Here is a 14,302-nt window from a genome sequence, read left to right on the forward strand (position 1 = left end):
GCCTGTCTGCATACCCACCCAGGCAGATTGCATAAACGTGCAGCGAAACGTATAGTCATGCCATCGAAGAGGAGGGTTCCATGGCGGTACGTGCGGCAGTGGCCGGAGCGAGTGGATACGCGGGTGGGGAACTCCTGCGTCTGCTCCTGGCGCACCCCGAGGTCGAGATCGGTGCCCTGACCGGCAACTCCAACGCCGGACAGAAACTCGGCGCGCTGCAACCGCATCTGCTGCCACTCGCCGGGCGGGTCCTCCAGGAAACCACCCCGGAAGTCCTCGCCGGACACGACGTCGTCTTCCTCGCCCTGCCCCACGGACAGTCCGCCGCCGTCGCCGAGCAGCTCGGCCCGGACGTCCTCGTAGTCGACATGGGCGCCGACTTCCGGCTGAAGGACGCGGCCGACTGGGAGCGCTTCTACGGCTCCTCGCACGCCGGCACCTGGCCCTACGGCCTGCCCGAACTCCCGGGCGCTCGCGCCGCGTTGGAGGGGTCCAAGCGCATCGCCGTGCCCGGTTGCTATCCGACGGCCGCCTCGCTCGCGCTCTTCCCGGCGTACGCCGCCGGGCTCGCCGAGAACGAGGCCGTCATCGTCGCCGCGTCCGGAACCTCTGGTGCGGGCAAGGCACCCAAGGCGCACCTCCTGGGCTCCGAGGTCATGGGCTCCATGTCCCCGTACGGCGTCGGCGGCGGGCACCGGCACACCCCCGAGATCATCCAGAACCTCGGCGCGGCCGCCGGTGAGCCCGTCACCGTGTCTTTCACGCCCACCCTCGCGCCGATGGCCCGCGGCATCCTCGCCACGTGCAGCGCCAAGGCGAAGCCCGGCGTCACCGGCGAGTCCGTGCGCGCCGTCTACGAGAAGGCCTTCGCCGACGAGCCGTTCGTGTATCTGCTCCCCGAGGGACAGTGGCCCGCGACGGCGTCCGTCTACGGTTCCAACGCCGTTCAGGTGCAGGTCGCGTACGACGAGGTCGCGGGACGGATCATCGCGATCAGCGCCATCGACAATCTGACCAAGGGCACCGCGGGCGGTGCCGTACAGAGCATGAACCTCGCCCTCGGGCTCGACGAGTCCACCGGGCTGACGACGATCGGAGTCGCGCCGTGAGTGTGACGGCAGCACAGGGATTCACGGCCGCGGGCATCGCCGCCGGGATCAAGGAGAACGGCAACCCGGACCTGGCCCTCGTGGTCAACACCGGGCCCCGCCTCGCCGCCGCGGGCGTCTTCACCTCCAACCGCGTCAAAGCCGCGCCGGTGTTGTGGTCGGAACAGGTGCTGAAGGGCGGTCAGGTGTCCGCCGTCGTCCTCAACTCCGGTGGCGCCAACGCCTGTACGGGGCCGAAGGGCTTCCAGGACACGCACGCCACCGCCGAGAAGGTCGCCGACACGCTCAGGCTGAACGCCGCCGAGGTCGCCGTCGCCTCCACCGGGCTCATCGGACTCCTGCTCCCGATGGACAAGCTGCTTCCCGGAGTCGATGCCGCCGCCGGTCAACTCTCCGAGCACGGTGGTGAGAAGGCCGCCATCGCCATCAAGACCACCGACAGCGTGCACAAGACCGCCGTCGTGACCACCAAGGACGGCTGGACCGTCGGCGGCATGGCCAAGGGCGCCGGCATGCTCGCCCCCGGCCTCGCCACCATGCTCGTCGTCCTCACCACCGACGCCGACGTCGCAACCGACGTACTGGACAAGGCACTTCGGGCCGCCACCCGCACCACCTTCGACCGGGTCGACTCCGACGGCTGCATGTCCACCAACGACACCGTACTGCTGCTCGCCTCCGGCGCCTCCCAAGTCACCCCGGGGTACGAGGAGTTCGCCGAGGCCGTCCGCGCAGTCTGTGACGACCTCGGTCAACAGCTCATCCGCGACGCCGAAGGTGCCAGCAAGGACATCAAGGTCGAGGTGATCAACGCCGCGAGCGAGGACGACGCCGTCGAGGTGGGCCGTTCCATCGCCCGCAACAACCTCCTCAAGTGCGCCATCCACGGCGAAGACCCCAACTGGGGACGGGTGTTGTCCGCGATCGGCACGACCAAGGCCGCCTTCGAACCGGACCAGCTCAACGTCGCCATCAACGGCGTCTGGGTCTGCAAGAACGGGGGCGTCGGCGAGGACCGCGACAAGGTCGACATGCGCTACCGCGAGGTGCACATCGTCGCCGACCTGGCCGCCGGGTCCGAGACCGCGACGATCTGGACCAACGACCTGACCGCCGACTACGTCCACGAGAACAGCGCGTACTCGTCATGAGCACTACCCGCAAGCACACCGCGCTGCCCAAGGCGCAGATCCTCATCGAGGCGCTGCCCTGGCTGACCCGGCACAACGGCAAGACCGTCGTCATCAAGTTCGGCGGCAACGCCATGATCGACGAGGACCTGAAGGCCGCGTTCGCGCAGGACGTCGTGTTCCTGCACCACGCGGGGCTCAAGCCCGTCGTCGTGCACGGCGGCGGCCCGCAGATCAGCGCCGCCCTCGACCGGCACGGCATCGTCAGCGAGTTCAAGGCCGGCCTGCGCGTCACCACCGAGGACGCCATGGACGTCGTACGGATGGTGCTCGCGGGGCAGGTGCAGCGCGAGTTGGTCGGGCTGCTCAACCAACACGGGCCGCTCGCCGTCGGGTTGACCGGCGAGGACGCGCACACCATCACCGCCACCAAGCATCTGCCCGAGATCGACGGGGAGTTGGTCGACATCGGGCGGGTGGGTGAGATCACCGCGATCGACACCGGCGCGATCGAGGCGCTGCTCGCCGACGGCCGTATCCCGGTCGTCTCGTCGATCGCCAGGAGCGAGGACGACGGACATGTCTACAACGTCAATGCTGATACGGCTGCTGCGGCACTCGCTGCTGCGCTGGGCGCCGAGACCCTCATGGTCCTCACGGACGTCGAGGGTCTCTACGAGGACTGGCCCCACAGCGACGAGGTGATCAGCCGCCTCACGGCCACCCAACTGGAGAAGCTGCTCCCGGAGTTGAGCTCCGGGATGGTGCCGAAGATGGAGGGCTGTCTGCACGCCGTGCGCAACGGCGTGACCACCGCCCGGGTCATCGACGGCCGGGTCCAGCACTCGATCCTGCTGGAGATCTTCACCGACGAGGGCATCGGGACGATGGTCGTGCCGGACGAGCTGCCCGACCAGAAGTCCGCCAAGAAGAAGTCCGCCAAGAAGGCAGGCAAGAAGCAGGGGGATGCCGTATGACCGCGAATGAGGAGCTGACCCAGCGCTGGCAGGGGTCGCTCATGAACAACTACGGCACCCCGAAGCTCCCCCTCGTCCGCGGCGCGGGCGCCAAGCTCTGGGACGCCGACGGCAACGAGTACACCGACTTCGTCGGCGGGATCGCGGTCAACGCCCTCGGGCACGCCCACCCGGCGATCGTCGAGGCCGTCAGCAGGCAGATCGCCGAACTCGGCCATGTCTCCAACCTGTTCATCGCCGAACCGCCCGTCGCCCTCGCCGAACGGCTCCTTGAGCGCTTCGGCCGGGACGGCAAGGTGTTCTTCTGCAACTCGGGCGCCGAGGCCAACGAAGGCGCCTTCAAGATCGGCCGCCTGACGGGCCGTCAGCACATGGTCGCCACCACCGGCGCCTTCCACGGCCGGACGATGGGCTCCCTCGCCCTCACCGGCCAGCCCGGCAAGCAGGCACCGTTCCTCCCGCTGCCTGGCGAGGTCACCCACGTGCCCTTCGGCGACGCGCAGGCCCTCGCCGCCGCCGTCACCGAGGACACCGCGCTCGTCATCATCGAGCCGATCCAGGGCGAGAACGGGGTCGTCGTACCGCCCGCCGGGTATCTGAAGGCGGCCCGCGCGATCACCGCCGCGCACGGTGCGCTGCTGGTCCTGGATGAAGTACAGACCGGGGTCGGCCGTACCGGGCACTGGTTCGAGTACCAGGCCCACGAAGGAGTACTCCCGGATGTCGTGACCCTCGCGAAGGGGCTCGGCGGTGGGCTGCCGCTCGGTGCCACCGTGGCCTTCGGGCGTGCGGCCGAGCTGCTCCAACCCGGCCAGCACGGCACGACGTTCGGCGGCAACCCGGTCGCCTGCGCCGCCGGACTCGCCGTACTCGACACCATCGCGAACGAGGATCTCCTCGACAACGTGAAGCGGCAGAGCGAGAGGATCCGGGACGGAATCGAGGGCGCCGACGGCAGTTCCCGTCACCCGCTGATCGATTATGTCCGGGGTGCGGGCCTCCTCCTGGGTATCGTGCTCACCGAGCCGCTCGCGCCCCAGGTGCAACAGGCGGCTCAGGACGCCGGCTTCCTGGTCAACGCGCCCGCCCCCGATGTCGTACGGCTGATGCCACCGTTGAACCTCGGCGACGACGAGGCGGACGCGTTCCTCCGGGCGCTGCCCGGGATCCTGGACGTGGCCAAGGGGGACGGATGATCCGGAGAATGAGTCGACGATGAGTCAGGCGCAGGAGCACGAGCACACCGCGGGGCCTGCCGTGCCGCAGACCCGCACCGCCCGCCACCGCCGGATCGTGGACATCCTCAACCGGCAACCGGTGCGTTCCCAGAGCCAGTTGGCGAAGCTGCTGTCCGACGACGGGCTGAGCGTCACCCAGGCGACGCTCTCCCGGGACCTGGACGAACTGAACGCGGTGAAGATCCGCAACAACGACGGCGACCTCATCTACGCGGTGCCGAGCGAGGGCGGTTTCCGCACCCCGCGCGTGCCGCTGGGGGAGTCGGCGAAGGAGGAGCGGATGCGGCGGCTCTCCTCGGAGCTGCTGATCTCCGCGGAGGCCTCCGCCAACCTCGTGGTCCTGCGCACCCCGCCGGGTGCCGCCCAGTTCCTCGCCTCGGCGATCGACCAGGCCGAACTCCAGGACATCCTCGGCACCATCGCCGGCGACGACACGCTCATGCTGATCAGCCGGGACCCGCTCGGCGGCCAGGCCCTCGCGGACCATCTGCTGCGGCTGGCGCAGAACGACCACTGACGTATCCGTACGGCCAACGAGTCGGGGGTGCACCGGAGTTGTCCGGTGCACCCCCGACTCGCATGGGGCTTCAGCCGAGTCTGGCCGCCAGGCCACCCGTGCAGCGCACCTCGTCGCCGGCGGTGATGAGCAGCGCCTCGACGTCCGGCAGCGACTCCAGCCAGGCCAGGCCCTCGCGCGAGCCCATCGCGAACGCGGCCGTGGCCCAGCAGTCGGCCCAGGTCAGACGCGGTGCCACGACGGTGACGGCGACCAGGTCGGTCACCGCGGACTTGCCGGTGCTCGGGTCCACGATGTGCGCCCCGCGCTCCGCCGTACCGGAGGTGGCCACGGCCAACTCGTCGGTGCCCGCGGCCGAGATGACGGCCGCGAGACCGCCCGGGCGGAGCGGATCGGAGACGCCGACCCGCCAGGGGCGGTGCGGTCCCGGTGCGCCGAACATCTGGACGTCGCCGCCGCCGTTGACGCTGACCCCGCTCACCCCGTCCGCCGCCGCGATCAGCTCGGCCGCGCGCTCGGCGGCCCAGCCCTTCACGATGCCGGTGGGGTCGAGGGGTCCCTCGTACTTGGTGCTGAACCAGCCGGCGCTCACCCGCTCCGCCTCCGCGCCCAGCTCCAGCACCTCGGCGACCTCGGCGTCGCACTCCGCGAGGGTGAGGTCGCCGCGGGCCAGCCGGGAGACCTGGCTGTCCTCGCGGTAGGTGCTGAACACCTCGTTGACGCGGTGCAGTTGGGCGACCGCCTGCTCCAGCGCGGCTCGGACGGCCTCGGGCTCCCCGCCGCGGATGTCGAAGGAGAACACCGTCCCCATGACCTCCTCGGCGTGCCGCAGTTCGGCGGGAGCGGCCGCGGGATCGGTCACCGTGTCAGCCACCGGCCTTGTCCAGCGCCGACTGAAGGGACTTCTTGTAACCGCCGCTCGTGTACGAGGCACCCGACACGGAGTCGATGTTCGCGTTCCCGGCGGCCACGGCCTCCTGGTTGAGCTTCGGGATCGACAGCGCCGTCTTCTGGTCGCTGGTCCCGCCGCTCGGGGCCTGCACCGCGTCGGCCTTGGTGATCTTGCCGCCCGCTACGGTGATCCGGACCTGGACGGGCCCGTACTCGGTCGTCACGACGTCACCGGTGACGGTCTTGGCCTGGGCGGCAGGCGCCGCGGCGGCCGAACTCTGCGACGGGGCGGCCGTGTTGGCGCCGGCGGCCTTCATCTTGTCGATGGCCGACTGAAGGGACTGCTTGTAGCCGGCGCTGGTGTAGCTCGCCCCGGACACGGACGTGATGTCCGCGCTCTGGGTGGCCACGGCCTCCTGATTGAGCTTGGGCACGGACAGCGCGGTCTTCTGGTCGCTGGTGCCGCCCTTGGGCGCCTGGACCGCCTCGGCCTTGGTGATCTTGCCGTTGGCGACCGTCAGGCGTACCTGGACGACCCCGTACTGGGTCTGGGCGACGGCGCCCGTGACCGTCGAGGTCCCGGCCGCCGCGGTACCGCCCTGGGGCGACTCCTGCGCGGCGGCGGCACCTTGGGTCCCCGCACCCTGCGCGGACGCCGAGGCTGGATCCGACGCCGGCTTCAGGGAGAGCAGCAACACGATCCCGGACACGGTGGCGGCGCTCGCGAGCAGAACACGCCGGATGGGGTGACTCTTCTTCATCGCTCCTGACTCCCGTCGCTCACATCTCGAACGACTCGTGATGGATACGGCGGGCGGGAACCCCGGCGCCGCGCAGTGCTTCGTAGACCGACTGCGCGAAGCCGGGCGGCCCGCACATGAAGACGTCGTGGTGGTCGATGTCCGGCAGCTTCCGGCGCAGCGAGTCCGCCGAGATGTCGGGGCGCTCACCGCCGGGGCTGTTGACCGCGTACATCAGCCGGGCGCCGCGCTCGTCGGCGATCTTCGCCAACTCGTCCCACAGCGCCAGGTCCTGGGTGGTGTTGGCGCGGTAGAGCAGCGTGATGTCACCGGCGCCCCCGGGCAGCGTCTCGAACAGGGCCCGCATCGGCGTGATGCCGACGCCGCCCGCGACCAGTAGCACCTTGCCGCGGGTGCGCCGCTGCGAGGTCATCGCGCCGTAGGGGCCCTCGGCCCACACCTTGGTGCCGGGCCGCAGCTCGCGCAGCCGGGCGCTGTGGTCGCCGATCGCCTTGACCGTGATCCGCAGCATGTTCGGGCGGGGTGCCGCCGACAGCGAGTACGGGTGCGAGCTGAACCGCATGCCCGGCGCCAGGAACCGCCAGCGGAAGAACTGCCCGGCCTCCGCGCCGATCCGGTGCAGCTTGCGCCCGCTGATCAGCACCGACACGATGCCGGGCGTCTCCTCGATGACCGCCTCGACCCGCATCCGGTGCCGCATGTTGAGGCGGATCGGGGTGAGGATCCGGTACCAGACCACCAGCGCGGTGACCGTGCCGTAGAGCCCGTACCAGACGGTCTTGGCGATCGGCGTCAGCGCGAAGTCGTTGCCGGTGGTGATCTGGTGCCAGAAGGTCAGGAACACGGCCCCGTACGTCAGCAGGTGGACGTGGTACCAGGTGTCGTACGGCAGCCTGCGGCGGACGGCGCCGATCGACGACAGGCCGATGAGCAGGAACAGGCCCGTGCCGATCGCGGCCTTGCCCATGTCGGGCAGCTGGTTCACCGAGTCGATGGTCTGCTGGACGATGTCGCTCAGCGTCTTGCCCGCCTGGAGGGCGTAGCCCCACATGATGAGGAAGACGTGCGCGAAGACCAGGCAGAGCGTGTAGCGACCGCTCATTGCGTGCCAGCGGGCGACCCGGTCGGAGCCGACCCGGCGCTCCAGGGCGGGCACGCGGGCCATCTGGAGCACGACGAGTGCCATCAGATAGCCGGCCAACAGGCCGGTGATACGGCCCGCGTTGAGGATCTTGCCGTTCTGGTCGGCGATGGACGGCGTGTTGTGCCACCACATCCACAGCACCCCGACCGCGCCCGCCCAGACGGCGAGCAGCAGCAGGGTCGCTGGGGAGCGGCGCGGGCGGATGCGGCGCATCGTCTGTCGGCGGGCGGCACGTCCGCCTGCGAGCGTGGTGGTCACGGTTCCTCCGTGGACGGGGCAAGGGGGGTGGGCTGGTCCCTTGGCCCTGAAGTACGTGCCGTTGCGCCTGTGCGTTCAGAGTCCGGCGGAGTCCAGTGCGGACTGGAGTGACTGGCGGTAACCGTCACTTGTGTAGGTGGCTCCCGACACCGTGTCGATCTTCGCGCTCTGCGCGGCCAGCGTCTCGCTCCGCAACTCGGGCAGGGCATAGGAGTTGATCTCCTGGTCGCGCGGATTGTCCGACGGCGACTGGACCGCGGTGACATCGGTGATCCTGCCGTTCTTCACGGTGATCTTCACCTGCACGGGACCCCATTGGGTCTGCACGGTGTCCCCGGTGACGGTCTTGGTGCCGGTGGCGGTCGAACCGCCCGAACCAGCACCGGAGTTGGAGCTGGCCGGCGCGGGCGCCACCGCGATCTCGGGCGTCGTGTGCGGCTTCAGCGCCAGCAGCATCACCAGACCGGACGCGGTGACCGCGCTCGCCAGCACGATCCGGCGCAGCGGGCGGTTCTTCTTCAACGGATGCACGACGGCCTCACAGCTCGAACGACTCGTGATGGATACGACGGTCCGGCACACCCGCGGCGGACAGAGCCCCGTACATCTCCTGGGCGAACGCGTGCGGACCGCAGATGTACACGTCGTGCCCGGCGAGATGGGGCACGGCTTTGCGCAGATACGCCGGGCTGAGCGAAGGCCGTTGTCCCTTGGGCCCGTTGAGCGCGTACAGCACCTTCGCCCCGCGCCACTGGGCGATCGCCTCCAACTCCCCGCCCAGCGCCAGGTCTTGGGCCGTACGGGCCCGGTACAGCAGCGTCACCTCGCCGGGCAGCGTCTCGAACAGCGCCCGCAGCGGGGTGATCCCGACCCCGGCCGCGATCAGCAACGACCGCTGCCCGGAACCCCGTTGGGCGGTCATCGACCCGTACGGCCCCTCCGCCCACACCCGCGCCCCCGGCCGCAGCAACGGCACGGCCGCGCTGTGGTCGCCGAGCGCCTTGACCGTGATCCGCAGCAGGTCCCCGCGGGGCGGCGCCGACAGCGAGTACGGCGTGGACGCCCAGCCCATGCCCTCACCGAAGAACCGCCAGCGGAAGAACTGCCCCGCCTCCGCGCCGAGTTCGTCGACCCGCCGCCCGCGTACGACGACGGAGTAGACACCCGGCGCCTCCCGGTGCACGGACTCCACCCGCAGCCGGTGCCGCAGATTGAGCCGCACCGGGGCGAGGATCCGGTACCAGAGGACGAGGGCCGCGACGCCGAGGTACAACGCGTACCAGGCGTCCGTCGCCCCCGCGTTGCCGTTGAACTCGTTGCCCAGGGACAGCTGGTGGAAGAAGGCGAGGAACACGGCGACGTACGTGAGGAGATGGACGTAGTACCAGAACTCGTAACTCAGTTTCCGTCGCGCCGCGCGCGCCGAGGTGATGCCGACCGCGAACAGGATGACCCCGCCGAACGTCGCCTTCAGCATGTCCGGGTAGTCCAGGACCACGGTGACCGCCTCGTGCACGATCGAGGCGCGGTCCTGGGCGGCGTACCCGAGGAGGATGAACACGATGTGCACGACGAGCAGGCAGACCGTGTACCGCCCGGCCATCGCGTGCCAGCGGGCCACCCGGTCCGAGCCGACCCGCCGCTCCAGCAGCGGCACCCGCGCCATCAGACCCACGAGCACCGCGCAGGCGTACCCGCACAGCAGTCCGGCGATCCGCCCGATCCCGGTCAGCCAGCCCGCGGCTCCGACCACCGACCCGGTGTCCGCCCACCAGAGGGCGACCGCGGCCGCCGCACCGGCCCACAGCAGCCCGAGCACCGCGCCCGCCGGCGAACGCCGGGGAGCGGGCGCCACGGGCGGCGCCGTCCGCCGTTCGTACACGGTGGTCATGTGTGTGTCCTTTCACCCGTCCTGCACGCAACTGTGCGGGCCGAACCTCTGAGGGATCTCTGAGCGAACGCCTTTCTCAGCTTTCTCAGAGGAAACTCAGAGCCGCTCACGGCGGCCGGGGGCGCCACCAGGGGAGATGCTGGTAAGCGCCATGAACACGACCCGCTCCGGCCGACCGGCCCTCACCCGCCCCGACGGCACCCCCGTGCGCGTCCTCGTCGTCGACGACGACCCCGACCTCGCCGAGGTGCTGTCCGGTGCCCTGCGCTACGAGGGCTGGGAGGTCCGCGCGGCCGGCGACGGCGCCTCCGCGCTCGTCGGCGCGCGCGAGCTGCGGCCCGACGCCGTCGTCCTCGACGTGATGCTCCCGGACACCGACGGCTTCGCCGTGCTGCGCTCCCTGCACGAGGTCAAGCCCGACGTCTGCGTCCTCTTCCTCACCGCCCGGGACACGGTCGAGGACCGCATCGCCGGCATCACCGCGGGCGGCGACGACTACGTCACCAAGCCCTTCAGCCTGGAGGAGGTCGTCGCCCGGCTGCGCGGCCTGCTGCGCCGCGCGGGCATGGCCCGCCAGCAGGAGGAGGGCCCCCGGATGACGGTCGGGGACCTGGTGATGGACGAGGAGGCCCGCGAGGTCACCCGCGCGGGCGAACTCGTCGAGCTGTCCCCGACCGAGTTCGAACTGCTCCGCTTCCTCATGCGCAACCCGCGCCGCGTCCTCAGCAAGGCCCAGATCCTGGACCGCGTCTGGTCCTACGACTTCGGCGGCCAGGCCCATGTCGTCGAGCTGTACATCTCGTACCTGCGCAAGAAGGTGGACGCGGGCCGCGCCCCGATGATTCACACCGTGCGCGGGGCCGGGTACGTGCTCAAGCCGGTGCCCTGATGCGCGGGGGACTGAGCAGGGGACTACGGGGACTGCGCTGGCCGCACACCCTGCGGGCGCGCCTCACGGCAGGCCTGGTCGTGCTGCTCGCGGTCAGCTGCGCCGCGGTCGGGGTGGCCGCGGTGATCGAGCTGGACGGCTTCCTCACCGGACGCCTGGACCAGCAACTGACCGAGGTCGGCACCCAGTTCCCGGCCAGCCTGGAGCACAAGGGCCAGACGCCGACCGACCACGACGCCGACGACCGGGAACGCGGCGACACCCGTCGCCAGGCACCGGGCACGTTCGGCGCCCGCCTGGTCGACGGCACCGTCACCAACGCGGCGGTCGTACCCACCGACAAGGACGACGCCACGACGGACCTGAAGGTCACCCTGACCGCACGGGACAGAAAGGCGCTCGCCGCGGTCCCGGTCGGAGGCACGGCACGCACCCTCCACCTCTCGTCCCTCGGCGGGTACCGCGTCCTCGCCTCCGCGGGCCGGGACGGCGACGTGATGATCACCGGGCTCCCGCTGGAGTCCGTGGAGGCCACGGTCCACCGGCTGGAGGCGGTCGAGGCGATCGTCTTCGGCGCGGCCCTCCTGATCGCCGGCTTCGCGGGCGCGCTCTGGGTGCGCTGGTCCCTACGGCCGCTCAGCCGGGTCGCCGCGACGGCCACCCGGGTCAGTGAACTCCCGCTGGCCAGCGGTGAGGTGACGCTGCCGCCCCGGGCACCCGAGTCCGATCCGCGCAGCGAGGTGGGCAAGGTCGCCGGTGCCTTCAACCGCATGCTCGGCCATGTCGAGGACGCGCTCACCCACCGGCACGCCAGCGAGGAACGGCTGCGCAGCTTCGCGGCCGACGCCAGCCACGAACTGCGCACCCCGGTGGCGTCGATCCGGGGCCACGCCGAACTCGCCCTCCTCCACCCGGACCCCGTCCCACCGAAGGTCACCCGGGCGCTGGAACGCATAGCGGCGGAGTCCGCCCGCATGGGCGTCATGGTCGACGAGATGCTCCTCCTCGCCCGCCTCGACGCGGGCCGCCCCTTGGAACGCCGCCCGGTCGACCTCACCCGCCTGGTCCTCGACGCCGTGGCCGACGCCCGCGCCGCCGGCCCCGACCACCGCTGGACCCTCGAACTCCCCGAGGAACCGGTCACGTTGACGGGCGACGCCCACCGCCTCCAACAGGTACTGGCCAACCTGTTGGCCAACGCGCGCCTGCACACGCCTGTTGGCACGAAAGTGACGGTGACGGTCGAGAAGGGTGACGAGGAGACCTCGCTGACGGTCCACGACGACGGCCCGGGCATCCCCGCAGAGGTCCAACCAGGAGTCTTCGAACGCTTCACCCGCGCAGACCGCAGACGAACAGAGGGCGGGGGAGGGGGAGGCGCGGGCCTGGGCCTGTCGATCGTGGCGGCGGTGACGGAGGCGCATGGAGGAAGCGTGACGTTGGAGAGCCGCCCGGGTTCGACAACGTTCACGGTGAGGCTTCCGGCGGCCTGAACCCCCTAAGGGGCGCGGGGCTGTGTCGATATGCGGCTCCGCCGCGTGGGCGCGACCAGCCACGACGCGCCCGCACTCGCCACACGACCGATAACGAAACGGCGCTCTAGCGAATCAGTACCGAGTGATCGCCGTAACCCCGCTCACCGTCCCAATCGCAATATGCGGCTCCCGCAAAGGATCAGCCCACCGCAAAATCCTCCGCATCGCATCCCCCGACACAGACACACAACCGGCGGTAGCCCCACGCCCGTTGACATGCAAAAAAATCCCGGCCCCTCGCCCCTTCACAGGCTTGGCGTAGTTGAACCCGACGACGAACCCGTACGCATACTGCGTCGCATAGGAGATCAACCGCTCGGACTCGGACGCCCGACAATCGCTCGCCAGGGGCTCGCTCCACCGGTTGTAGACCCGAGACCGAGTGTCCTCACACCACCACGAACTCCCGCTGACCCGCCGGTACTTGGCCTTGGTCCCAGCAGGAGCCGCCTTGATCCCAAAGGCGAACGGCAGGTCGTACAACCCGGTAGGAGTCGTATAGGACCCCTGCTGACGAGCCCGACCCTCAACCAGCCCCTTCGCCCCGAACCGAGCCGCCACAGACCCGACCTTCACCCAGACCCCACCCCGCCGCTCCCACCAACTCACCGTCCCCGCCGTGGAGTTCACACGCGGAGCCTGCGCGAGGATCAGCTGACTCCCACCCCCGGTATCCGCGAGCGACGACGGATTCGGCGGCGCCGCGGCCCGTGAGGGAACCGCGGCGAGCAGAAGAAGGGACGCGGACGCGAGGGCGACGACACCGGAGCGCATGGCACAGACGGTAGAGGTCACCGGCGGCACGGGCAGCCCGGATGACCCATTCAGGGCCGGTCCGAGTGTGGTCCGGTGTGTCGCGGGCGTCACCGTGGCCGCCCCGGCCGGCGTTCATCGGGGCGGCCACGGCTGCCTGTCACGTCACTTGGTGAGCGTGCAGGCGGCCAGGGAGTCGAGACCGGAGGGCTTGGTGCCCTGACGCCCGATGGCGATCGCGATCCGGTCGATCGTCGAGACGCGCTTGTCCGCCAGCGGGCCGAGGATCGCGTTCTGAACGAAGTTGGCGCCGCCCTGCCCGACCGTGTCGACGAGTCGCTTGTCGGCCTCTGCGATCTGCGTGTCGAGAAGGGTGAGGTTCCGGTCGACCTCGGCCTGCGCGGAGGCCGGAACGGCGGGCAGCTGCGACTTCACGTCGGGGCAGGAGATCGTCCCGACCGCACTCGCCGCGTCGCCGGTGTCCTCCGTGCCCCCGGCCGCGTCGGTGGCGGACTCCGTGGCGCTCGGGGTCGCGGTGTCGGTCGCACCGGTGTCGGTTCCGCCCGTCTCCGTCCCGCCGACGTCGGTCCCACCGGCGTTGAGGGTGCAGGTGGCCAGCGAGTCGAGCCCCGTCGGCTTGGTGCCCTGACGCCCGATGGCGATGGCGATCCGGTCGATGGTGGACACCCGCTTGTCCTTCAGCGGACCGAGGATCGCGTTCTGGACGAAGTTCGCCCCACCCTGTCCCACCGTGTCGACGAGCCGCTTGTCGGCCTCGGCGATCTGCGTGTCGAGAAGGGTGAGGTTCCGATCCACCTCGGCCTGCGCGGAAGCCGGAACGGCGGGCAGCTGCGACTTCACATCAGGGCAAGAGATCGTCCCGGGGTCGGACAAGGTCCGGGCGCTCTGCGCCGTGCTGCTCTTGTCCGGCGTCCCGGCAAGAGCGGACCCGGCGATGACCGCGCCGGACAGCGCCACGGCGGCGGCACCGCCGATGAACACGACGCGACGCTTGTTGTACTTGGGGAGAGCCCTGGACATGCGAATGCCTCACTCGGGTCAGGGGTGAACTGGGGGTGACTCTTGGGTGACTCATGGGGAGAAACGCGGCGCCTGCGTCCGGCGAGAGGTACGGGTAAGCGGTTGCTGCCGTTCAAGGGACACTAAAATTGACGATCCATACAGAACTCTGCATAATCATGCATGCGA

At 70.3% G+C, this 14,302-nt stretch carries 14 protein-coding genes; 7 read left to right on the forward strand and 7 right to left on the reverse strand.

The features are described from left to right. The first annotated feature begins 80 nt into the window (after positions 1-80). From argC to OG194_RS38450, 5 genes are read left to right on the forward strand one after another with little or no spacing between them, the layout of a single operon-like run. A complete protein-coding gene (gene argC / locus OG194_RS38430; protein ID WP_327405347.1) occupies positions 81-1,109 on the forward strand; it encodes an N-acetyl-gamma-glutamyl-phosphate reductase in 1,029 nt (342 codons plus the stop codon). Next, positions 1,106-2,260, forward strand: a complete 1,155-nt coding sequence (gene argJ, locus OG194_RS38435) for a bifunctional glutamate N-acetyltransferase/amino-acid acetyltransferase ArgJ (RefSeq protein ID WP_327405348.1) — start codon at positions 1,106-1,108, stop codon at positions 2,258-2,260. The genes argC and argJ overlap by 4 nt, the downstream gene beginning before the upstream one ends. Next, positions 2,257-3,216, forward strand: a complete 960-nt coding sequence (gene argB, locus OG194_RS38440) for an acetylglutamate kinase (protein WP_266870487.1) — start codon at positions 2,257-2,259, stop codon at positions 3,214-3,216. The genes argJ and argB overlap by 4 nt, the downstream gene beginning before the upstream one ends. After that, complete coding sequence (locus tag OG194_RS38445) at positions 3,213-4,412, forward strand: acetylornithine transaminase (RefSeq protein ID WP_327405349.1); 1,200 nt, start codon at positions 3,213-3,215, stop codon at positions 4,410-4,412. Before argB ends, OG194_RS38445 begins: the two co-directional genes overlap by 4 nt. Before the next feature lie 19 nt (positions 4,413-4,431). Beyond that, positions 4,432-4,971, forward strand: a complete 540-nt coding sequence (locus tag OG194_RS38450) for an arginine repressor (protein ID WP_327405350.1) — start codon at positions 4,432-4,434, stop codon at positions 4,969-4,971. Between the two features lie 70 nt (positions 4,972-5,041). On the opposite strand, the gene OG194_RS38455 is transcribed toward OG194_RS38450, so the two are convergent. The 5 genes from OG194_RS38455 to OG194_RS38475 all read right to left on the reverse strand — a co-directional run bounded on the left by OG194_RS38455 (position 5,042) and on the right by OG194_RS38475 (position 9,916). Next, positions 5,042-5,845 carry an FAD:protein FMN transferase gene (locus OG194_RS38455; protein WP_442811692.1) on the reverse strand — a complete coding sequence of 268 codons (804 nt, stop codon included), beginning with the start codon at positions 5,843-5,845 and terminating at the stop codon, positions 5,042-5,044. Beyond that, the gene (locus tag OG194_RS38460) at positions 5,838-6,623 is read right to left on the reverse strand and encodes an FMN-binding protein (protein WP_327405351.1); all 786 of its coding nucleotides are present in this window, start codon (positions 6,621-6,623) and stop codon (positions 5,838-5,840) included. The genes OG194_RS38455 and OG194_RS38460 overlap by 8 nt, the downstream gene beginning before the upstream one ends. Positions 6,624-6,642: 19 nt before the next feature. Then, entirely contained in the window at positions 6,643-8,025 is a 1,383-nt protein-coding gene (locus OG194_RS38465; RefSeq protein ID WP_327405352.1) for a ferredoxin reductase family protein, read from the reverse strand. A gap of 75 nt (positions 8,026-8,100) precedes the next feature. Then, positions 8,101-8,556, reverse strand: coding sequence for an FMN-binding protein (locus OG194_RS38470; RefSeq protein ID WP_327405353.1), 456 nt, complete (start codon positions 8,554-8,556; stop codon positions 8,101-8,103). 7 nt (positions 8,557-8,563) lie between these two features. Further along, on the reverse strand, positions 8,564-9,916 hold the full coding sequence (locus OG194_RS38475; RefSeq protein WP_327405354.1) for a ferredoxin reductase family protein: 1,353 nt from the start codon (positions 9,914-9,916) through the stop codon (positions 8,564-8,566). Positions 9,917-10,067: 151 nt separating this feature from the next. Here OG194_RS38475 and OG194_RS38480 point away from each other — a divergent pair, with 151 nt between their 5' ends. Then, positions 10,068-10,805, forward strand: a complete 738-nt coding sequence (locus OG194_RS38480) for a response regulator transcription factor (RefSeq protein ID WP_327405355.1) — start codon at positions 10,068-10,070, stop codon at positions 10,803-10,805. Further along, positions 10,805-12,298: a sensor histidine kinase gene (locus tag OG194_RS38485; RefSeq protein ID WP_327405356.1), complete on the forward strand. Its 1,494-nt coding sequence runs from the start codon at positions 10,805-10,807 to the stop codon at positions 12,296-12,298. The genes OG194_RS38480 and OG194_RS38485 overlap by 1 nt, the downstream gene beginning before the upstream one ends. 114 nt (positions 12,299-12,412) lie before the next feature. Here OG194_RS38485 and OG194_RS38490 read toward each other — a convergent pair whose 3' ends face one another. Both OG194_RS38490 and OG194_RS38495 read right to left on the reverse strand, forming a co-directional pair. Further along, entirely contained in the window at positions 12,413-13,114 is a 702-nt protein-coding gene (locus OG194_RS38490) for a L,D-transpeptidase family protein (protein ID WP_327405357.1), read from the reverse strand. Positions 13,115-13,258: 144 nt separating this feature from the next. Then, positions 13,259-14,134, reverse strand: coding sequence for a hypothetical protein (locus OG194_RS38495; protein ID WP_327405358.1), 876 nt, complete (start codon positions 14,132-14,134; stop codon positions 13,259-13,261). Positions 14,135-14,302: the final 168 nt, after the last annotated feature.

The sequence above is a fragment of the Streptomyces sp. NBC_01288 genome, from assembly GCF_035982055.1.
Lineage (GTDB): Bacteria > Actinomycetota > Actinomycetes > Streptomycetales > Streptomycetaceae > Streptomyces.

What these genes read in the sequence shown, in the direction of transcription:
- OG194_RS38485 (WP_327405356.1), top strand. Translation starts at nt 10,805, where the DNA reads ATGCGCGGGGGACTGAGCAGGGGACTACGGGGACTGCGCTGGCCGCAC.
- OG194_RS38480 (WP_327405355.1), top strand. Translation starts at nt 10,068, where the DNA reads ATGAACACGACCCGCTCCGGCCGACCGGCCCTCACCCGCCCCGACGGC.
- OG194_RS38490 (WP_327405357.1), bottom strand. Translation starts at nt 13,114, where the DNA reads ATGCGCTCCGGTGTCGTCGCCCTCGCGTCCGCGTCCCTTCTTCTGCTC.
- OG194_RS38495 (WP_327405358.1), bottom strand. Translation starts at nt 14,134, where the DNA reads ATGTCCAGGGCTCTCCCCAAGTACAACAAGCGTCGCGTCGTGTTCATC.
- OG194_RS38445 (WP_327405349.1), top strand. Translation starts at nt 3,213, where the DNA reads ATGACCGCGAATGAGGAGCTGACCCAGCGCTGGCAGGGGTCGCTCATG.
- OG194_RS38460 (WP_327405351.1), bottom strand. Translation starts at nt 6,623, where the DNA reads ATGAAGAAGAGTCACCCCATCCGGCGTGTTCTGCTCGCGAGCGCCGCC.
- OG194_RS38475 (WP_327405354.1), bottom strand. Translation starts at nt 9,916, where the DNA reads ATGACCACCGTGTACGAACGGCGGACGGCGCCGCCCGTGGCGCCCGCT.
- argC (WP_327405347.1), top strand. Translation starts at nt 81, where the DNA reads ATGGCGGTACGTGCGGCAGTGGCCGGAGCGAGTGGATACGCGGGTGGG.
- OG194_RS38450 (WP_327405350.1), top strand. Translation starts at nt 4,432, where the DNA reads ATGAGTCAGGCGCAGGAGCACGAGCACACCGCGGGGCCTGCCGTGCCG.
- argB (WP_266870487.1), top strand. Translation starts at nt 2,257, where the DNA reads ATGAGCACTACCCGCAAGCACACCGCGCTGCCCAAGGCGCAGATCCTC.